The organism is Stenotrophomonas maltophilia, assembly GCF_013464915.1.
In the GTDB taxonomy this organism is placed as follows: Bacteria; Pseudomonadota; Gammaproteobacteria; order Xanthomonadales; family Xanthomonadaceae; genus Stenotrophomonas; species Stenotrophomonas maltophilia_AT.
On sequence record NZ_RAVT01000066.1, the window covers coordinates 1 to 19,834 of the forward strand.

The window sequence follows — 19,834 nt, forward strand, 5'->3', positions numbered from 1 at the left end:
GGGGTGGGTCCGGTGGCGGGGGTGTCCGCGGCATGGATGCCGCGGCCAAGCCCCCATGGACGGGTTTACGGCGTCCCTCGCAACCGGACCCACCCCGCCATCCCACGGAATGCCAGCTCTTGACGTTGACGTTGCCTTTGTGGGTGCAGGGCGCAGCCCTGCAAACCCTCACCCAACCGGCTGCAACGGCACCTTCGCCAGCACCCGCGCCCACGGGAACAACGGCCCCGGATCGCGCTTGCGTGCCACCGTCAGCGCCGGATCATCACTGGCCGGCACCTGCTCCAGGTCCAGCTGGTCGTGCCCGGCAATCCGTCGCAGCGATGGATAGCGCGCCACGAGTGCCAGCAGCAGCGCCTCCAGCGCCACCAGCTGCGCCTCGGTGTACGCCTCGTCCATCGCCTGCTGGCGGCTGTCGAACCAGTGCGGGTAGCGCCCGGTGTTGACCAGCTCGATGCCCAGCGTATGCGCGTTCATGCCGCGCACATGGTGGGCCACGCGTTCCGGTGCCACGTACTGCACCACGCGGCCATCGCGGTCGATGTAGAAATGGCCGCTGTTGCCGGCGCCGCTCTCGTACAGCACGCGCTCGCCGTACTCGCGGGCCATCGCCAGATCGGGCAGCTCGGTGCAGTGGATCACCACCATCTCCAGCGTGGCCGGGTCGCGCAGTGGCAGACGGTCTTCGTAGGGCAGGGGCTGCAGCTGCAAGCCGGGCAGGAGCGGGTTGGGCATCCGGCGATGCTAGCATTGCGGCATGAACCTGCCTTCCCCTTCCCTGTCGATCCGCGTGCACGGAGCCTGCGCGTGAGCCGCGGCCACTGCATCCTGTCCCACGGCTTCGAGAGCGGCCCGGAAGCGACCAAGGTCACCGCGCTGGCCGAGGTTGCCGAGCGCCTGGGCTGGACCCACGAGCGCCCCGACTACACCGACCTGGACGCGATGAGCGAGGTCAGCCGGGTAGGCGACGTGCCGACCCGCCTGCGCCGCCTGGTCGAGCGCGCCGCCGCTGCCGCCCGGCAGGGCCCGGTGGTGCTGGCCGGCTCCAGCCTGGGTGCCTACATCTCCGCCATCGCCTCGCTGCAGGTGCCGGTGGCCGGCCTGTTCCTGATGGTGCCGCCGACCACCATGGGCCCGATGCCGGCGCTGGATGCCGCAGCGGTGCCGACCACGGTGGTGCAGGCCTGGCATGACGATGTGGTCCCGGCCGCCGGGGTCATCGCCTGGGCGCAGGCACGCGCCGCACAGCTGCTGCTGGTCGACGATGGGCACCGCCTGGAACGCCACGTGGAGGCCTCCGCGCAGGCCTTCGAGCGCCTGCTGCGGCAACTGTGAAGCCCGGGCGCACGGCGCGCCCGCCTGCTTTGACTACAATGGCAGCCCCGCCGCCCCCGGCGCGGGCCTGCTGGCCGTGCTTGCGGCCCTCCTTTCCGACCGGCCCGGCCCCTGTGCCGCGCCCGACCACCTGCGAACCGATCCCGTGAAATTCTTCGTCTCCTGCGCCAAGGGCCTGGAATACCTGCTTGCCGATGAACTGTCGGCCCTGGGCCTTGGCAAGGCCACTGCCACCATTGCCGGCGTCAACGCCGAGGGCGAACTGGAGCAGGCGCTGCGGATCGTGATGTGGTCGCGCCTGGCCAGCCGCGTGCTGTGGCCGATCGACGAATTCGAGTGCCCGGACGAACAGGCCCTGTACGACGGCGTGCGTGCGCTGCCGTGGCACGAGCACATCAAGCCGGAGATGACCCTGGCGGTGGATGCGCACGTGTCCGGCGACAAGATCACCCACGCCCGCTTCGCTGCGCAGCGGATCAAGGACGCCATCGTCGACCGCATGCGCGATGAAGGCCTGGAGCGTCCCTCGGTCAACACCGACCTGCCCGACGTGCGCGTCAACCTGTCGCTGCGCAAGGGCCGTGCCTCGCTGTCGATCGACCTCGGTGGTGGCCCGCTGCACCGCCGTGGCTGGCGCGGCGCCGCCCACGAGGCGCCGTTGAAGGAAAACCTGGCGGCTGCGCTGCTGCTGCGTGCGCAGTGGCCGCGCCTGCACGCTGCCGGTGGTGGCCTGCTGGACCCGATGTGCGGCAGCGGCACGCTGCTGATCGAAGGCGCACTGATGGCCGCCGACGTCGCTCCCGGCCTGATGCGCCATGGCAGCCTGCCGCCGAGCCGCTGGCTGGGCTTCGACAAGGCCGCCTGGAAGGCGATCCAGAGCGAAGCGCGCGAGCGCGAGGCCGCCGGCCTGGCCGCGCTGAAGCCGGTCATCCACGGCAGCGACATCGACCCGACCGCGATCCAGGCGGCGCGCGAGAACGCGGAAGTGGCGGGCGTCGCCCACGCGATCCGCTTCACCCGCGCCGACGTGGCCGACCTGGCTGCGCCGGAACAGGAGATCGGCGCGGTGGTCTGCAACCCGCCGTACGACGAGCGTCTGGCCGCCGATCCGGCGCTGTACCGCGCGCTGGGCAATGCCCTGCAGAAGGCGGTGCCGCAGTGGCGCGCCAGCCTGCTGTGCGGCAACGACGAACTGGCCTTCGCCACCGGCCTGCGCGCGGGCAAGAAGTACCAGATGTTCAACGGTGCGCTGGAATGCGCCCTGATCGTCTGCGACCCGATTGCCGTGCCGGGCCGTGACCCGGCGCAGCCGCGCGAGCTGAGCGAAGGCGCCCAGATGGTGGCCAACCGCCTGCGCAAGAACCTGAAGAAGTTCAAGAGCTGGCGCGCGCGCGAGGACATCACCTGCTTCCGTGCCTACGATGCCGACCTGCCGGAATACGCGGCTGCCATCGACGTCTACGAAGAAGACGGTGGCCAGCGCCGCACCTTCCTGCACGTGCAGGAATACGCCGCTCCGGCTGCGATTCCGGAAAACGACGTGCGCCGCCGTCGCAATGAACTGCTGGCGGCTGCGCGCGAAGTGTTCGGCGTGCCGCCGGAGCAGGTGTCGATGAAGTCGCGCGAACGTGGCAAGGGCGGCAGCAAGTACGGCCGCTTCGAGCAGCGCGACGAGTTCATCGTGGTGCGCGAGAACAACGCGCTGCTGCAGGTGAACCTGTTCGACTACCTCGATACCGGCCTGTTCCTCGACCATCGCCCGCTGCGCCGGATGATGGCCGAGCAGGTGCGCGGCAAGCGCTTCCTCAACCTGTTCTGCTACACCGGCGTGGCCAGCGTGCAGGCGGCGGTGGCCGGTGCGGCCAGCACCACCAGCGTCGACCTGTCGGCCACCTACCTGCAGTGGTGCTACGACAACCTCGCCTTGAACGGGCAGGGTGGCAACCAGCACCTGCTGGTGCAGGCCGATGCGATGGCCTGGCTGGAAGGCGACCGTGGGCAGTACGACGTGATCTTCTGCGATCCGCCGACCTTCTCCAACTCCGCCCGTGCCGACGACTTCGACGTGCAGCGCGAGCAGCTGAAGCTGCTGCGTGCGGCGGTGGCACGATTGGCGCCCGGCGGCGTGCTGTACTTCTCCAACAACTTCCGCCGCTTCAAGCTGGAAGAGAACGCCATCGCCGAATTCGCCCAGTGCCGCGAGATCACCGCGCGGACCATCGGCCCGGACTTCGAGCGCAACGCGCGCATCCACCGCGCGTGGGAGCTGAAGCGGTTGGGGTAAGCCGCCGCCCGGGGTCGGATCCCCTGCGCGAAGCGCAGGGGCTCTGACCCCGGTGGCTCTGCTACAGCACCGCCACCACCAGCCCCAGCAGCGGCAACGCGATCGCCAGTGGGGCGATCCACTTCGGCCGGTACGGGTACAGCCCGAACGACAGCGCCACGCCGCCCACGGTCATCGCACCCAGCCACAGCACCGGGCCCATCGCCCAGCCGTGGTCGGCCACGCACAGTGCGAACGCCACCGTCAGCAGCGCCCAGCCGAGCACCCGCCACTGCATGCGCCGTGCGGGTGCGGCAGCGGCCTTGCCATGCAGGTCGTGCTGGTGCTTTTCCATCGCCAGCGACAGGGCGGTGAACGCAGAGAACGACAGCGTCAGAGCCAGCAGCATCATGCGCTGGCCTCCGCTTCGGTCGCTTCGACGGATGCCTTCGGCGCTGCTGCCGCCGCGGTGCGCTTCTTCTTCTCGGCCGCAGACAGCGGTGGCGTCCAGCGCTGCATGCGCCAGCCGCACAGTGCCAGCATTGCGCCGAAGGCAATCATCGACAGGTCGAAGCCGGCCAGCACCCAGTCGCCGTTGCGCAGGGTGATGCCCAGGTGCGCATGCGTGGTCAGGGCATTGACCACCGGCACCAGCGCGAACGCGGCCGCACCGAGGTACAGCTGCCACGCCCACATCAGCCGCTTGGGCCAGATGAAAGCGGCCAGCAGTGCCGCGCCCCAGGCGTAGAAGAACACGTTGGCCTCGGCGCTGGAGCGCTCGGCGATGTCCAGCGGCAGCAGGCGGTTGCCCCAGAAGTAGGCCGCGAAGGCAATCGGCAGGCCGGCCACGGTGCCGATGTTCAGCGCATCGACCAGGCGCAGGCCGAAGCCGGTGCGTCCACTCTTGGCATGTTTCGGCCGTTCCTTCACCGCCCACAGCACCACACCGCTGGCCACCATCAGGCAGCCGACCAGGCCGGACAGGAAGAACAACGCGCGCAGGCCCCAGTCGGCAAAGCGTGCCAGATGCAGGCCGTACAGCACGCCGCGGGTGGCGGTGGCGCCACCGGAGGGCGGTGTTTCTTCCAGCAACGCACCGCTGATCATGTTGTAGCGCACGGCCGGGGTGTCGGTGGACAGTCGCTTGCCGTCGCGCTGACGGATGTCGATCACCGCATTGGCCGCGCCCGGATTGGACACGGTGAAGCCGGCCACTTCCACGCCGTGCCAATGCGCGCGTGCGCTGTCCAGCAGCTGTGCGATCGGCAGCGGCGCGGCGCGGCCTTCGGCCGGCGCGGTCACCTCCGGCATGCCACCGAAGGCCTCGAAGAAGAATTTGTCCTCATCCTGCGGATAGGCCACCTTCACGCCCCACGGCAGGTACATGATCATCAACGTCACAATGCCGGTGTAGGTGATCATCGCGTGGTACGGCAGCGCCATTACCGCGCTGACGTTGTGGAAATCCAGCCACGACCGCAGGCCCTTGTCCTTGCGGAAGGTGAAGAAGTCCTTGAAGATTTTCTTGTGGGTGATGACGCCGGTGATGATCGCCACCAGCATGAACATCGCGCAGAAGCCCACCAGGTAGCGCGCCCACAGCACCGGGATGTAGTGCAGGTCGAAGTGCAGGCGGTAGAAGAAGTCGCCGCCGCGGGTCTCGCGCGCCTTCAGTGCCTGGCCGGTGTTCGGGTCCAGCGTGGCATCGCCGAAACCTCCGCGGCGGCCACGGCTGGGGTCGGCCAGCTCCGGCGGCAACCGCCAGAACATCTGCATGGCCGGGTTGCGCGGTTGCGGCAGGGTGACGAACCAGTTCTCGGCCTGGCCGGCGTTGGCCTGCAGGTAGTCCACCGCGCGCTGCGCGGCCACATCGATGCTGACCTTGTTGGCCGGCAGCTCCGGACGCATCCAGCGGCTGATTTCCTCGCGGTAGTAGCTGGCCGTGCCAGCCATGAAGATCAGCAGCAGCAACCAGCCGACCAGCAGGCCGGTCCAGGTGTGCAGCCAGGCCATCGACTGGCGGAATCCATTCTTCATGCCCAGGCCCCCATCAGGCGCGCAATGCCTGCCATAAGCAGGGCCGGGGCGAGGATGCCGACCCAAGCGCGCAGCGCGCTGCGGGTAGCGAATGCCCACAGCGCGGCGCAGGCGGCGACCAGGATCGCCAGCAGCATGCCGGTCAGCACGGTCTGGCCGCGCGCGCCGGGCAGCGCCACCGCGCAGAACACGCTGGTCACCGAGGCCAGCGCATAGCCGCCGAAGATCGCGGCCAACGAACGTGACAGCACGCCCCAGCGCGGGTTGGAGAAGAAGGTGCGGGGGCTGGCGGTTGCGGGCGAGCGGTCCACGGCGTTCCTGCAGGTTTCAGTGGAAGAAGGCCGGCGCACCGCAGTGCGCCGGAGGAGGCCATCCCTGGCCTGGCACCGGTCGCAGAACCGGTGCCATCCATCAGGGTCAGAGCTTCCAGCGCAGCGTCACGGTGACATTGCGTGGTTCGCCCCAGTACACGCCGTTGTAGAAACCGACGTTGTTGAAATACTTCTTGTCCAGCAGGTTGTTGATGTTCAGCTGGGCACTGAAGTTCTCGTTGAAGCGATAGCCGCCGGCGAGGTTGACCAGGTAGAACGCGTCCTGGGTGATCCTGGCCTTGCTGCGATCGGGCTTGGTGCTGTTGTTCCAGATGCTGCTCTGCCAGGTCACGCCACCACCCAGCCAGAAGCGGCCGTCGATACCGCCGGGGCGCCAGCTGGTGTTGAGCCGGAAGGTGTCCTGCGGGGCGGTGGTCCGCTGCAGTACGCCGTCCTTGTTGCGGATGACGGTGTGGGCGAAACCGGCCGAGACGTTCCACTGCTCGCCGATGCTGCCCTGGGTTTCGATCTCCCAGCCCTTGACCTTGTTGCCCTTGCCGGAGGAGCGGTAAGCCTGGCTGCCGTCGGGCAGCGAGTTCACCGGCACCGAATCATCGATCTCGGCGACGTTGTCCTGCTTGCCCTCGAACACGGCAGCCGAGGCATTGAGCAGGCCGCCGAAGAACTCGGCCTTGACGCCTGCTTCGTACATGTTGCCGACCACCGGCTCCAGGTAGTTGCCATTGCGGTCGCGGTAGTTCTGCGGCTTGAAGATGTCGGTGTAGCTGACATAGCCGCTGAAGATCGAATTGAAGTCGTAGACCAGGCCGGCATACGGGGTGAGCATGTCGTCCGGCCTGTAGCCGGTGCGGGTGGTGCGGTTGCGGTTGCCATTGGCATCGTAGCCATAGGCCCAGCTACGGGTTTCCCAGCTGCCGTAGCGCGCGCCGACCACCGCCAGCATCGGGTCGGCCAGGCGCAGCCGTGCGGCAACGTAGGCTGCGCGCTGGCGCAGTTCATTCTGCGACGACAGCCTGCCCAGGCGGGTCACCGGCAGAACCGGCACATTGCCGGTCCAGTGACGCCAGTCCGGCACCACGGCATAGGCATCGTCGTAGTCGAAGTCCATGCCTTCCGACTCGCCCTTGCGCACCGACTGGCCCAGGCCGAACACCAGTTCATGCTCGCGACCGAACAGCTGGAACGGGCCACCGACGTTGACGTCGAACACGTCCATCGTGCTGTGCTCGTTGAAGTGCGAGATGTAGGCGGTGACGCCGGTTCCATCGGCACGCGGATTGCCGGCGGCGCCGTACCAGACGCTGCCGTCGGTATCACGCACGGCGTGGCTGAAAGTGCCCTTCACCGACCAGCCGTTGCCGAGCCGCTGCTCCAGCCGCGCGAAGCTGGTCTTCTCCACGATCGGCCAGGCGCTCCACGAGGCCGACAGGTTGGTCGAGCGAGGCAGGTTGGCTGGCGCGCCATCGGCGCCCCAGTACGGCACCACGCCCCAGGTAACGCCGGTGGTACGGGGCGACTGGTACTCGTAGCCCACTTCGAACAGCGTGTTGTCGCTCAGGTCGGCCTGCACGATGCCGTAGAACACATCCTTGTCGAGCGAATAGACATCACGGAACGAATCGCTCTGCTGCTTGGCCGCGACCACGCGCGCGCGGATGCGCCCGTCCCAGGCCACCGGACCACCGAGGTCGGCTTCCAGGCGGCGGTTGCCCCAGCGTCCCACGGTGAGGTTGGCGCCCATCTGGAAAGTATCGGTGGGGCGCTTGCGGATCATGCTGATGGTGCCGGACGGATCGCCGGCGCCGGTGGTCAGGCCGGTGGCGCCACGGATCACCTCGATGCGCTCGTAGATCACGTTGTCGGTGTTGGTCTTGACCGAGCCACCGAACGTGTTGAGCATGCCGTCGATCTGGAAATTGTCGATGGTGTAGCCGCGCGAGACGTAGTTGATGCGCTCGCTGTCGGTGACCGACACGCTGACGCCGGTCACCTGGCCCATCACGTCCGACAGCGAGAACAGGCCCATGTCGTCCAGGCGCTGGCGGGTGATGACCGTCACCGACTGCGGCGTCTCGCGCAGCGACAGGTCCAGCCTGGTCGCGCTGCGCGCGTTCTTCACCGTGTAGCTGCTCGGGATCTCGCCATCGGCGGTCACCTTCACGGTGTCCAGCGTGCGCGCGGAAGATTCGGCGGTGCCGTCGGCGTGTGCCAGCGGGGCGATCATCAGTGCGGTCACGGCCAGGGCCAGCAGAGAGGGACGAGGGAGGTTCAGCGGCATTGCCATCGGTGCGATTCCATGCAGGACGAAACAGGCGATGGAATGCGCGGACGCAGCAGCCGTGCGCTCCGCGCACGTCGCCCAGCGAGTCCCATCGACGGTGCGCCACCCGCGCAGTGCGGGCGACCCGGTAGTCGGGGGATGTACACGGGCGAAGGGGCGGGTGGGTGCGTGCTTCCGTGCCCCGCTTGGCTAAGCGTACAACCGATTAGCAAATGATAGGCATTCGCATTTCGTTAATCAAGCGTGACGGCGCCGGCTCCCGTGCAGGGAGGCTTCAGAAGCGGAAAAGCACCGTCGCAGCGTGCAGCAGCAGGCCGATCAGCCCGCCGACCAGGGTGCCGTTGAAGCGGATGAACTGCAGGTCACGGCCCACGCTCAGTTCCAGCTGTTCGACCAGGTGCCGTTCGTCCCAACCCTTCACGGTCTGCGCGATATGCGTGGTCACACCCTCGCGCAGGCGCCCGGTCAGGCGCTGCGCACCTTCCATCAGATGCTGGTTCAGTGCCTCGCGCAGCGCCGGGTCGGCCTGCAGGCTGGCACCGAGCGAACCCAGGCTGCGCTGCAGGTGGCCGACCAGGGCCGAATCCTCGCGCTGCAGGTCCGCGCGCAGGCTGGCGTGGATGCGCGCCCACAGCCCCTGTACGTACTCCTGCAGGGCCGGGTGGTCGATCATTTCCTGCTTGAGCTGCTCGATGCGCTCGGCCAGCGCCGGATCCTCGCGCAGGCGCTGCACGTAGTTCTGCAACCAGGTTTCGTAGTCCTGGCGCAGCGGATGCTGCGGCTCGGCCAGCACCTGCTGCAGCTCTTCCAGCACGGCGCGGGCCAGGCGTTCGGCCAGGCTGTCGCCGATCTCGTCGATCGGTTTGACCCAGTTCACCGTGCTCGACAGCGTCGGCCATTCGCGCTGGATGTAGCGCACGATCAGCTGCGAGGCGCGTTCCTTCACCTCAGGCTGTTCCAGCCAGCGGCCCAGCCGCTGCAGGCCCTCGTCCAGCACGCGTTGATGGCGGCCATCGGCAGTCAGCAACGCCAGCAGTTCGCCGGCGGTGGCAGCGGCGTTCCATTGCCGCAGCTGCTGCACCACGAAGCCGTGCAGCTGCCGGCGCACGGCGGTTTCGTCGAAGAAATCCAGCGCCTGCAGCGCCCAGCCGCGGGCCATGTCGGCCAACATGCGCGAGCGTGCCGGGTCGGCCAGCCAGCTGCCGAGGCGGCTGGCCGGGTCGAATACCTGCAGCTTGGCCAGCAGCACACCCGGCTCCAGGAACTGGTCGCGCACGAACAGCGCCAGGCTGTCGCCGATGCGTTCCTTGCTGCGCGGGATGATCGCGGTGTGCGGAATCGGCAGGCCCATCGGCCGCCGGAACAGCGCGACCACGGCGAACCAGTCGGCCAGCGCGCCCACGGCTGCGGCTTCGCAGAAGGCCGAAACCCAGGCCCAGATACCGCGCTCGCCCTGCCAGTGGCTGACCGCGAAACCGGCCAGCATCAACAGCAGCAGGCCCAGCGCGAGGGCTTTCAGGCGCCGCAGCTGTGCGCGGCGCGGATCAATGGCAGGCGTCATGCCGGAAGTCTACCCGGCATGGCATGAGTATCTGGTAGTGCCGGCCGCTGGCCGGCATCCGCAACGAATCCGGAACGTTCATGGGGTTGCCGGCCAGCGGCCGGCACTACCCGCTGGTTCAGAGCGCTTCGAGTTGCTTGCGCAGCGCGGCCAGCTGCGCGCGCAGGGTGTCGTTCTCGCGGGTCAGGGCGACCACGCGACGGCGCAGGGCCGGTGCATCCTCGCCCAGCTGTTCCAGTGCAGACAGCACTTCGGCATCGCGGCTGGCGATCTCGTCCTCATCCGCCTCCTCGAAATCCATCTCGGCCGGTTCGGGCTTCGGCGCGCGCGGCTTGCGCTTGGACTCGCGCACGCGCTTGGCGGCCTGCTTCAGCTCGTCCTTGCCACCGGCCGCGGCAGCGCGCTGCTCGTCTTCCGGCAGGTCGGCCACGGCCGCGGCGGCGCTGATCGAGATCACGCCGGCCTTCACCGCCTCCACCACCTCGGCCGCGGCCTGGGCGTGGATGCGTTCGATCATGCCGACCTGGCTGGTGCTCAGCTTGGCTTCGCGGGCCAGCTCGGCGCGGCTGACCTTCGGTGCCGGCTCCCACGGCGGGCTGTCTTCACCGGCTTCATCGGCCATCCCTGCGGTGCCATCGCTCTCGCGCTGCAGCTGGGCCTGCTCGACCTGCTTGCGGGCGGCCAGGATGTCGCGCTTGCGCAGCGCCAGCACGCCGCGCTGGAAGTCGGACACGCTACGGCGCCCCAGGTGCTGCTCGATCATCCACAGGTGCACGTCTTCCATGCTCTGGAAGCGGGTGTTCTGCACGGTGTTGAAGGGCAGGCCGTGCTTCTGGCAGATGCCGAAGCGGTTATGGCCATCGACCAGCACATCGCCCCACAGCACCAGTGCATCGCGGCAGCCTTCGGCCAGGATGCTGCGCTCCAGCGCGTCATGTTCGTCCGCGGTCAGCGGGTCGATATAGGCCTTGAGTTCTTCTTTGACGACGATATCCATGGGCACGGCAGCGAGCAGGAGCGGAACCGCCCATTGTACCCGCTCGCCGCCGCTGGCCCGGGCTCAGGCGGTGGCCCGGATCATCTCGCCCAGCGTGCCGGTGATCTGGTCGATCTGCGCCTTGTCCACGATCAGCGGCGGTGACAGCGCGATGATGTCGCCGGTACAGCGCACCAGCAGCCCGCCGTCGTGGAAGCAGCGCCGGAACACCTCGTAGCCCCGGCTGCCCGGGGTGTCGCGGCGGGGGGCCAGTTCAACGGCGCCGACCAGCCCGAAGTTGCGGATGTCGATCACGTTGGGCAGGCCCTGCAGCGCATGCAGGCGTTCCTGCCAGTATTCGCCCAGTTCGATGGCACGCTCATACAGGCGCTCCTCGGCGTAGACCTCCAGCGTGGCCAGCGCGGCCGCACAGGCCAGCGGGTGACCAGAGTAGGTATAGCCGTGGAACAGCTCGATGGCCTGCGGCGGCGCCTGCATCAGCGTAGCGTGCACCGCATCGCTGGCCAGCACGCCGCCCAGCGGCACCGCGCCGTTGCTGACCGCCTTGGCGAAGGTCAGCAGGTCGGGGGTGACCCCGAAGCGCTGTGCGGCGAATGGCATGCCGACCCGGCCGAAACCGGTGATGACCTCATCGAACACCAGCAGGATGCCGTGGTGATCGCACAGCTCGCGCAGGCGCTGCAGGTAGCCCGGCGCCGGCAGGATCACCCCGGCGGACCCGGCGATGGGCTCGACGAAAACCGCCGCGATGGTCGAAGCGTCGTGCAGCGCGATCAGCCGCTCCAGGTCGTCGGCCAGTTCAGCGCCCTGGCGCGGCAGGCCCCTGCTGAACGCATTGCGCTGCAGGTCCAGGGTGTGGCGCAGGTAGTCCACGCCGCCCAGCTGCGGGCCGAACGCCCTGCGGTTGTTGGGCAGGCCGCCCAGCGCCATGCCGCCGAAGCCAACGCCGTGGTAGGCCTTCTCGCGGCTGATGAAGCGCGTGCGCTGGCCCTCGCCGCGCTGGCGGTGGTAGGCCAGCACGATCTTCATCGCGGTATCCACCGCCTCCGAGCCGGAGCTGGTGAAGAACACATGGTTCAGTGGCGTTGGTGCCAATGCGGCCAGCCGCTGCGCCAGCGCGAATGCCGGCGGCGAGCCCATCTGGAAGGCTGGCGAGTAGTCGAGCGTGCGCGCCTGCTCGACGATGGCCTCGACGATGCGCGGCCGTGCATGACCCGCGTTGCAGCACCAGAGGCCGGCCGTGCCATCGAGGATCTGGCGGCCATCGACATCCTCGTAGTGCATGCCCTCGGCACGCACCAGCACGCGCGGCGCTGCCTTGTACTGGCGGTTGGCGGTGAACGGCATCCAGTACGCCTCCAATGACTCCGGGCGTCGGGTAGCCAGATCGTGCAGGTCGCTCGCGGAACGCTTCATGCCAGCTCCATCGGGTCCGATGGGGAGAATGTAGCGCAGCCACGTCACGGCGGAGTCGCGGCCACGCCGGTATAACCGGGGAAACTGTTCCGAGGAGCCCGACATGGCCGACTTCCCCGACCGCAGCCACTGGCAGGCACTGGCCTTGCAGCTTTCGATGCCGACCCAGGCATTCATCGATGGCCGCTACACCGACGCTGCCAGCGGCGCCCGCTTCGACTGCGTCAGCCCGATTGATGGACGTGCGCTGGCGGCGGTCGCCGACTGCGACGCACAGGACGTGGAGCGCGCGGTGCGGACGGCGCGGCGTGCCTTCGATGCGGGCCACTGGTCGCAGGCCAGCCCGGCCCATCGCAAGCGCGTGCTGTTGGCCTTGGCGGGGCTGGTGGAAAAACACGCCGACGAGCTTGCCCTGCTGGAAACCCTGGACATGGGCAAGCCGGTGCGCGACGCACGCCGTATCGACCTGCCCGGCGTGGTGCGCTGCCTGGCCTGGACCGCTGAAGCGGTGGACAAGCTGTACGGGGAAATCGCGCCGACCGGCCCCCGCGAGCTGGGCCTGGTCACGCGCGAGCCTGCCGGCGTGGTGGCGGCGATCGTGCCGTGGAATTTCCCATTGCTGATGGCCAGCTGGAAGATCGCGCCGGCCCTGGCGATGGGCAATTCGGTGGTGCTCAAGCCGTCCGAGCGCTCACCCCTGACCGCACTGCGGCTGGCGGCGCTGGCGGCCGAGGCGGGCCTGCCGGACGGGGTGCTGAACGTGCTGCCCGGGCATGGCGCGCGCGTGGGCGAGCCCTTGGCGCTGCACATGGACGTGGACGTACTGGCCTTCACCGGTTCCACCGCCACCGGCGCAAAGCTGCTCGAGCATGCGGGACGGTCCAACCTCAAGCGGGTCTGGCTGGAATGCGGTGGCAAAAGCCCGCACCTGGTGTTCGCCGACGCCCCGGACCTGGACGCAGCGGCCAAGGCCGTGGCGCAGGGCATCTTCTTCAACCAGGGCGAAGTCTGCACCGCCGGTTCGCGGCTGCTGGTGCAGCGCTCGATCCGCGAGGACTTCGTGCACCAGGTGATTGCCTATGGCCAGCACATGCAGCCCCGCCATCCACTGGAGGCCGATGCACCGATGGGCGCGCTGGTCGACGCCGCGCACGTGGACAAGGTGCTGGCCGATATCGCACGGGCCGAAGGCGAGGGCGGCCGGCTGCTGCTGGGCGGCCATCGGGCCGAGGTGGAGGCCGGCGGCTGTTATGTGCAGCCCACGGTGTTCGACCAGGTGCGTCCGGAGCACGCGTTGGCACGCGAGGAGGTGTTCGGGCCGGTGCTGGCCGTGCTTGGCTTCGACGACGAGGCCGAAGCGGTGCGCGTGGCCAATGACAGCCGCTATGGATTGGCGGCGGGCCTGTGGACGCGTGACCTGGGCCGCGCCCATCGTGTCGCACGCCAGCTGCGCGCCGGCAGCGTCTGGGTGAACGGCTGGGACGGTGGTGACATGACCGCCCCGTTCGGTGGCTACAAGCAGTCCGGCAATGGCCGCGACAAATCGCTGCATGCGTTCGACAAGTACAGCGAGATCAAGGCGACCTGGATCCAGTTGTGACGACGCGCTTGCTGGATGGCCCTTCGCCTTCTGTAGAGCCGAGCCATGCCCGGCTGCTTCCCGCTCTTCTGTAGAGCTGAGCCGATGCTCGGCTGCTTCTCGCTCTTCTGTAGAGCCGAGCCCATGCCCGGCTGCTTCTCGCTCTTCTGTAGAGCCGAGCCCATGCTCGGCTGCTTCCCGCTCTTCTGTAGAGCCCAGCCATGCCCGGCTGCTTCCCGCGAAACGCAGCCGAGCATGGGCTCGGCTCCACAAAGGCGTGCCAGCTACCTGCAGCGTGCGCTTACCTGCAGTACCGCCGCACGCAGCAGATCCCGGTCGGCTTCATCGACGGCATTCTGGAAGTAGTCCATGTCCTGTCTACCCAGTTCGCACGGGTCGACGATGTATCCCGGCGGCCACAGCCCCAGCAGCTGCGCCACGCCATGCACGATCTGCTCCGGGGTCATCTGCCGGCGGATGCGGAAATAGTTGCGGCGTGGTGCGAACGCGGGGTGTACCTCGCGGCGACCGATCAGGCGGGGAGCGATACCTGCGGCGCTGATGCCATCACCGCCGTCGATGCTGCCCGCAGGCAGACTCAGGATCAGTGGCGCCACCGCAGCCGCGTCCTCCGCGGCAGGCAGGGCGTTATCTGCCTGCGCGACCGGAGCAGGGCGGGGCATCACCGATGCGGCCGGACGCGTCATCTGTGTGGAGGGCAAGGCGGGCTGTTGAGGCACCGCCGTCCGCACTTCCGGTGGCAGCCAGCGCAGCGAGATCCGTGCGTCCTCGCCGCGACGCAGTTCGATCCGGCCGCTGTCCAGCAGCCACAGTGCAAGCCCACCGTGCACCAGCAGCACCACCAGCCACGCCGCCATGCGCGGCAGTTTCGGCGAATCGGACCACGTCAACACAACTGCAGCCATCGGCAAGGCATCCATGCAGGGACCGGTGGCGCAGCCTAGCGGGTGGCTGGAAAAAATTCGTTGGCATCGGTGTCGGCTGAAACCATCGCCCCGTGCGGCCACCGGCCCGTGGCAGAATCGGACGATCTACCGTTATCCGTACTGCCGATGTCGACGATCGCTGCTGCCGCGCCACCCGTGAATTCCCCCCGTCGTGTCCTGCTGGCCAGCCTGATCGGCACCACCATCGAATTCTTCGATTTCTACATCTACGCCACGGCCGCCGTGCTGGTGTTCCCGCACCTGTTCTTCCCGGACAGCAGCGAACAGGCGGCGCTGCTGCAGTCACTGGCGACCTTCGCGGTGGCGTTCATCGCGCGGCCGGTTGGCTCGGCGGTGTTTGGTCATTTCGGCGACCGTATCGGCCGCAAGGCCACCCTGGTCGCCGCGTTGCTGACCATGGGCCTGTCCACGGTGCTGATCGGCCTGCTGCCCACCCATGCGCAGATAGGCCTATGGGCGCCGGCGCTGCTGGCGCTGTGCCGCTTCGGCCAGGGGCTGGGGCTGGGCGGCGAATGGGGCGGGGCGGTGCTGCTGGCCACCGAGAACGCGCCACCGGGCAAGCGTGCCTGGTACGGCATGTTCCCGCAGCTGGGCGCGCCCATCGGTTTCCTGCTGTCGGCCGGCATCTTCCTGGTGCTGGGCCGCTGCCTGAGCCAGGACGACTTCCTGCAGTGGGGCTGGCGCATTCCGTTCGTGGCCAGTGCGCTGCTGGTGGGTCTGGGACTGTGGGTGCGGCTGAACATCCACGAGACGCCCGACTTCAAGAAGGCACTGGAGCGCAAGGCGCCGGTTCGGCTGCCGATGTGGACGGTGCTGCGTGACCACCCGGTGCCGATGCTGCTGGGCACCCTTGGCGCCTTCGCCACCTTCGTGCTGTTCTACCTGATGACCGTGTTCAGCCTTGGCCACGGCACTGCGGTGCTTGGCTACAGCCGCGAGCAGTTCCTGCTGATGCAGATGGTCGGCATGTTGTTCTTCGCACTGGGCATCCCGCTGTCGGCACGCTATGGCGACCGCTGGGGCACGCGTCGCACCATGATCGTCGCCAGCGTGCTGATCATCGGCTTCGGCGTACTGTTCGCGCCGTTGTTCCAGCCGCACAGCCCGTGGCTGGTCACCGCCTTCCTGTGCCTGGGCCTGTTCCTGATGGGGCTGACCTATGGCCCCTGCGGCACCTTCCTGGCCGAGATCTACCCGGTGGAAGTCCGATACACCGGTGCTTCGCTGTCATTCAACCTGGCCGGCATCCTCGGTGCGGCACCAGCCCCGTACCTGGCAACGTGGCTGGCCGAGCGCTTTGGCCTGGTCGCGGTGGGCTACTACCTGTGCCTGACCGCGGTTGCCACCCTGTGCGCGCTGGTGGCACTGCACCGGCGTGCGCTGCGGCTCAACCAAAGAAGCGCTTGAGCGTGCGGCCCAGCCAGCCTCCGCCCTGGTGTTCGCGGGCGAACTGGTTCAGGTGCGCCTTGACCTGTTCGGCGTAGGCCTGGTCGTCGCCGCGGATGTGGTTGAACAGCCAGCGCGAGAGCATGGTGCGCAGTTCGTCGCTGATGTCCTCGCCGGCCTGGAAGCGCATGCGGTATTCCGATACCCGCTTGATGAAGACCTCATGCACGCGCTTGTGCGCGGCACAGAACGGGTAGCCCGCTTCTTCCATCAGCTCTTCCTCGAACGCGAAGTGCGACATGGTGTAGTCCACCACCTCATCGATCACTTCACCCACCGCCGCGCGCTGCATGCTGGCCTGGGCCACGTGCAGGTGGTTGAGCATCTCGATGATGCGGCGGTGTTGTTGGTCGATCACATCGATGCCGATGTTCAGATCGTCCTGCCAGACCAGTAGTGCCATCCCCGGCTCCCCTTCATGCCTATGTCGGGGCCGACTGTAGAGCCGCCGCGCGGGTGCGGCGTTGATCTGGATCAAAGCGGGCTGGTCAGGGCAGGGCCGGCTCGCGTGGGCGCAGCGGGCTGGCCACCGTGGTGCAGCTGACCCGGTTGCGGCCACCGGCCTTGGCCAGGTACAGCTGGCGGTCGGCTTCGGAGATCAACCGGTGCAGTGCATCGCGTTGCGGACGCAGGCAGCACAGGCCGATGCTCACGGTCATGCGCAGGGTCGCGGTGCCGATGTCCACCTCCAGCGCGGCGATGCGCTGGCGCAGTTCCTCGAAGTACAGCAGCGCCTCGTCCTGCTCCATGTCCGGCACCAGCAGGCAGAACTCCTCGCCGCCGAAGCGTGCGATCAGGTCCTGGCTGCGCGCATGTGCGGCCACCGCGCCGGCCACCGCGCGCAGCGCATCGTCGCCAGCCTCGTGGCCATGGGTATCGTTGATGTGCTTGAAGTGGTCGATGTCGATCATCGCCACCGCCACGCACTGGCCGTGCAGCTGCAGTTGTGGCAGCTGGCGCTGGCTCTGCTCGAGGAAGCAGCGCCGGTTGGGCAGGCCCGTGAGGAAGTCACGGGTGGCCAGGTCCTGCAGGGTGCCGATCAGCTCCAGCTGGTCCACATTCTGCGAGACACGGCAGAAGAATTCCTCGCGCGAGAACGGCTTGCGCAGGAAATCGTTGGCGCCGTTCTTCAGGAAGCGCGGGATCAACGACGCATCGGTATTGCCGGAGATGCCGATCACCGCCACCTTGTCGCGCGAGCGCAGGGTGCGCAGGCGGCGGGTGAACTCCACGCCCTGCATGCCCGGCATTTCCTGGTCGACCACGGCGAGACGGATCGCTGGATGCGCCTCGATCGCGGCCAGGCCCTCGTTGCCATCGGCCGCCTCGTGCACTTCATGCCCATACATGCGCAGCAAGGCCGCGGCATAACCGCGCGCGGACGGTGAGTCGTCCACCACCAGCGCGGCGATGCGCCGGTTGCGCTCCAGCCGCTGCACCAGCCACACCAGGTAATCGATGCTGCCGGGGGTGTTCTTCAGCACATAGTCGATGATCTGCTGCTGCAGCACGCGCTTGCGCAGGTCCTCGTCGTAGACGCCGCTGACCACCACGGTGGGCAGGTCGCGCTTGAGGAAGAACTCGACCACCGCGTCGCGGTCGCCATCGGCCAGGACCAGCCCGGTCAGCACCAGGAACCAGCCGCCATCCTCGCTCAACAGGCGGTCGGCCTCGGCCAGGGTGGAGGCGATCACCACCGGCAGTTCCAGGCGTTGCTCGATGGCCTCGCGCAGCATGCTGGTGAAGGCACGGGAGTTTTCGACCAGCAGGATCCGCTGCGGCAGCGGATCGGCCAGGTCGCCATCAACGGCGGCCTGCGGCAACACGGGCATGATGCGGTGGCTCACGAGGGAGGGCTCGGCACGGATAGCGGCGGTTTCGGGTGTAACTTTAGCGGCGAACGCTGCGCGCCGGGCCGGATTCCATGTCAGGCCGCCGCGGGCGACGCATGGGTGATTGGTTCATGCAGGACCAGTCGCAGCCGATTGCCCCGGCAATGGACCGTCCCGCCGTAGGCAAGCATCCGCCCGGCCAGACGCTCGACAGCCTGGTGGGTGGTGCGCGTGGACAGCATGCAACCACGGTCGAGCAGGCTCACCACAGCAACAATGCCGCGACGCTTGCCTGCCCGGCCGCTTCGGGCGCGCACGCAGACCTGCCCGGTTTCCAGTTCCAGCAGAAGTGAAACCGCCTCGATCAGCGAGCGATAGATGGCCAGTTGCAGGTCCACGGTCAGCAGGCAGGGATTGCCCGCCAGCCTGGGCGGAATGACGCGATGCGTGTTGTTCCAGATTTCGCAGGCGCCGCCGGCTTGCAGCGCAATGTAGAGCCCGACCTGCTCCAGCCCCGTGGGATAGACCAGGCTGGCCTGTTCACGGAACAGCCGTGAATGTACCGACGACGCGTGCTGCAGGCTGTTGGCGACCGCATGGTGGCCTTGGGACTTCAGCCAGCTGACCATCTCGCTGAGCGAACTGTCCATGCCCTCGCCCAGATGTTTCAGGTGGACGGCCCGTTCACGCAGCTCACGCTCGCTGGTCTGATGAGAGCCGCGTGCCAGGCGCAGCGTGGTTGCCTCGGCCAGGCCGCGGGACCGGGCGCGCTGATGGTGATAGCTGATGCTGGAACCCAGTGCCAGCAGTGCGACACTCATCACCGCCATGTTCTGTTGGGTGGCGAACGTGCCCAGGTCGAATGAGGAAGGCAGGCCGGTGCTGGGCGTTGCACCGTGCAGGGGGAGGTTCAACAACGGAATGGCGATGGCTGCGCCGCGCCACCCATGCATGAAGGTCAGGGCGATGGCGGGCAGGGCGGCCAGCAGCACCATGTGCGTCCGCGTCGTGTGGGCGCCGGCGCTTGTCAATTGCATGCACAGGCCCAGCACCAGCATCACCAGGATCGCCGAGGCGGTAGGGGCGACGAAACGGCCGGTCCAACCGGGATCGGCCTGCCGTCGCGACCAGAGGAATGCCAACGGCACCAGGGTGATGATGGCGGCGAAGTGACCAAAGATCGTCCGGTCGACCGCGTCCAGCAGATTGCTGGGGGGTGGGGTCGACCACAGGACATATGAAATGCCCAGGTTGAGGCCCGGGACGAACAGGGCCGTGCAGAAGGACAGCGACAGCAGCCAGAGACCGGTGGCTGCTTCGGACGGCATTCTCATCCGATGCAGGTAGACCACCAGCATCGCCATCGGCATCAGCAGCGTCGACGCCAGGATGACCCAATCCAGGCCATAGGTGTCGATCATGGGGATGCGCAGCGTTGCGAAGTACGCGTACTCGCCGAGCAGCAGGTAGGGCCACAGGCGGGTCGGGACGATCAGCAGCGCCGCTGCCCGGATGCCCGCAGGCAGGAAGAACTGATCCAGCGAGAACTGGCGCGAGCCAAGGCAGCCCAGGGCATAGACGGCCGCGAGTGCGATCCCGGCTGGCCGTATACGGAAGCTCAGTTCAACTGCCTTTTTGAATCGGTCCAAACCCGAGCCTCCCTTGCTCGTGACATGGCAGTGGCCGTGCGGGTTGCTTGAGCGCGCCATGTCGCGGCATTGGATGACAGTATCGATAGAAGCATGGGGGCGCAATTGCACGCCGGCGCCAGAACCTGACGGGGTGGG

General features: G+C 67.9%; 16 protein-coding genes. 4 read left to right on the forward strand and 12 right to left on the reverse strand.

Features of this window, described 5'->3' with window-relative positions; genetic code table 11:
• Positions 1 to 168 precede the first annotated feature (168 nt).
• Complete coding sequence (locus D7T59_RS19605) at positions 169 to 735, reverse strand: N-acetylmuramoyl-L-alanine amidase (RefSeq protein ID WP_180852738.1); 567 nt, start codon at positions 733 to 735, stop codon at positions 169 to 171.
• A gap of 72 nt (positions 736 to 807) precedes the next feature.
• Here D7T59_RS19605 and D7T59_RS19610 point away from each other — a divergent pair, with 72 nt between their 5' ends.
• Both D7T59_RS19610 and rlmKL read left to right on the forward strand, forming a co-directional pair.
• The gene (locus D7T59_RS19610) at positions 808 to 1,335 is read left to right on the forward strand and encodes an alpha/beta hydrolase (protein WP_180852739.1); all 528 of its coding nucleotides are present in this window, start codon (positions 808 to 810) and stop codon (positions 1,333 to 1,335) included.
• Positions 1,336 to 1,480: 145 nt separating this feature from the next.
• Entirely contained in the window at positions 1,481 to 3,619 is a 2,139-nt protein-coding gene (gene rlmKL, locus D7T59_RS19615) for a bifunctional 23S rRNA (guanine(2069)-N(7))-methyltransferase RlmK/23S rRNA (guanine(2445)-N(2))-methyltransferase RlmL (RefSeq protein ID WP_180852740.1), read from the forward strand.
• Positions 3,620 to 3,680: 61 nt separating this feature from the next.
• Here the strand turns inward: rlmKL and D7T59_RS19620 are convergent, their stop codons facing one another.
• The 7 genes from D7T59_RS19620 to aptA form a co-directional block, all read right to left on the reverse strand.
• Positions 3,681 to 4,010 carry a DUF3325 domain-containing protein gene (locus D7T59_RS19620; RefSeq protein ID WP_180852741.1) on the reverse strand — a complete coding sequence of 110 codons (330 nt, stop codon included), beginning with the start codon at positions 4,008 to 4,010 and terminating at the stop codon, positions 3,681 to 3,683.
• Positions 4,007 to 5,635, reverse strand: coding sequence for a PepSY-associated TM helix domain-containing protein (locus D7T59_RS19625; RefSeq protein WP_180852742.1), 1,629 nt, complete (start codon positions 5,633 to 5,635; stop codon positions 4,007 to 4,009). The genes D7T59_RS19620 and D7T59_RS19625 overlap by 4 nt, the downstream gene beginning before the upstream one ends.
• Positions 5,632 to 5,946, reverse strand: coding sequence for a DUF3649 domain-containing protein (locus D7T59_RS19630; RefSeq protein ID WP_049431256.1), 315 nt, complete (start codon positions 5,944 to 5,946; stop codon positions 5,632 to 5,634). The genes D7T59_RS19625 and D7T59_RS19630 overlap by 4 nt, the downstream gene beginning before the upstream one ends.
• Before the next feature lie 106 nt (positions 5,947 to 6,052).
• Positions 6,053 to 8,251 (reverse strand): TonB-dependent siderophore receptor, encoded by a 2,199-nt coding sequence (locus D7T59_RS19635; RefSeq protein WP_180852743.1) that lies wholly within the window; start codon positions 8,249 to 8,251, stop codon positions 6,053 to 6,055.
• A 271-nt stretch (positions 8,252 to 8,522) separates the two neighbouring features.
• Positions 8,523 to 9,809, reverse strand: a complete 1,287-nt coding sequence (locus D7T59_RS19640; protein WP_164136430.1) for a DUF445 domain-containing protein — start codon at positions 9,807 to 9,809, stop codon at positions 8,523 to 8,525.
• Between the two features lie 118 nt (positions 9,810 to 9,927).
• The gene (locus D7T59_RS19645; protein WP_180852744.1) at positions 9,928 to 10,806 is read right to left on the reverse strand and encodes a plasmid replication/partition related protein; all 879 of its coding nucleotides are present in this window, start codon (positions 10,804 to 10,806) and stop codon (positions 9,928 to 9,930) included.
• Positions 10,807 to 10,869: 63 nt separating this feature from the next.
• Positions 10,870 to 12,222 carry an omega-aminotransferase AptA gene (aptA, locus tag D7T59_RS19650; protein WP_180852745.1) on the reverse strand — a complete coding sequence of 451 codons (1,353 nt, stop codon included), beginning with the start codon at positions 12,220 to 12,222 and terminating at the stop codon, positions 10,870 to 10,872.
• A gap of 103 nt (positions 12,223 to 12,325) precedes the next feature.
• Here aptA and D7T59_RS19655 point away from each other — a divergent pair, with 103 nt between their 5' ends.
• Positions 12,326 to 13,822 carry an aldehyde dehydrogenase gene (locus tag D7T59_RS19655; protein WP_180852746.1) on the forward strand — a complete coding sequence of 499 codons (1,497 nt, stop codon included), beginning with the start codon at positions 12,326 to 12,328 and terminating at the stop codon, positions 13,820 to 13,822.
• Between the two features lie 263 nt (positions 13,823 to 14,085).
• Here D7T59_RS19655 and D7T59_RS19660 read toward each other — a convergent pair whose 3' ends face one another.
• Positions 14,086 to 14,727 (reverse strand): hypothetical protein, encoded by a 642-nt coding sequence (locus tag D7T59_RS19660; protein ID WP_180852747.1) that lies wholly within the window; start codon positions 14,725 to 14,727, stop codon positions 14,086 to 14,088.
• A gap of 147 nt (positions 14,728 to 14,874) precedes the next feature.
• Between D7T59_RS19660 and D7T59_RS19665 the strand changes: the two genes are divergently transcribed.
• Positions 14,875 to 16,176: an MFS transporter gene (locus tag D7T59_RS19665; RefSeq protein WP_180852748.1), complete on the forward strand. Its 1,302-nt coding sequence runs from the start codon at positions 14,875 to 14,877 to the stop codon at positions 16,174 to 16,176.
• Here the strand turns inward: D7T59_RS19665 and D7T59_RS19670 are convergent.
• The 3 genes from D7T59_RS19670 to D7T59_RS19680 all read right to left on the reverse strand — a co-directional run bounded on the left by D7T59_RS19670 (position 16,157) and on the right by D7T59_RS19680 (position 19,696).
• A complete protein-coding gene (locus D7T59_RS19670) occupies positions 16,157 to 16,618 on the reverse strand; it encodes a bacteriohemerythrin (protein ID WP_004151683.1) in 462 nt (153 codons plus the stop codon). The two genes, D7T59_RS19665 and D7T59_RS19670, sit on opposite strands and share 20 nt — an antisense overlap.
• Positions 16,619 to 16,703: 85 nt before the next feature.
• Complete coding sequence (locus tag D7T59_RS19675) at positions 16,704 to 18,047, reverse strand: diguanylate cyclase (RefSeq protein ID WP_164136125.1); 1,344 nt, start codon at positions 18,045 to 18,047, stop codon at positions 16,704 to 16,706.
• Positions 18,048 to 18,142: 95 nt separating this feature from the next.
• On the reverse strand, positions 18,143 to 19,696 hold the full coding sequence (locus tag D7T59_RS19680; protein ID WP_164136115.1) for an MASE1 domain-containing protein: 1,554 nt from the start codon (positions 19,694 to 19,696) through the stop codon (positions 18,143 to 18,145).
• Between the last annotated feature and the right edge of the window lie 138 nt (positions 19,697 to 19,834).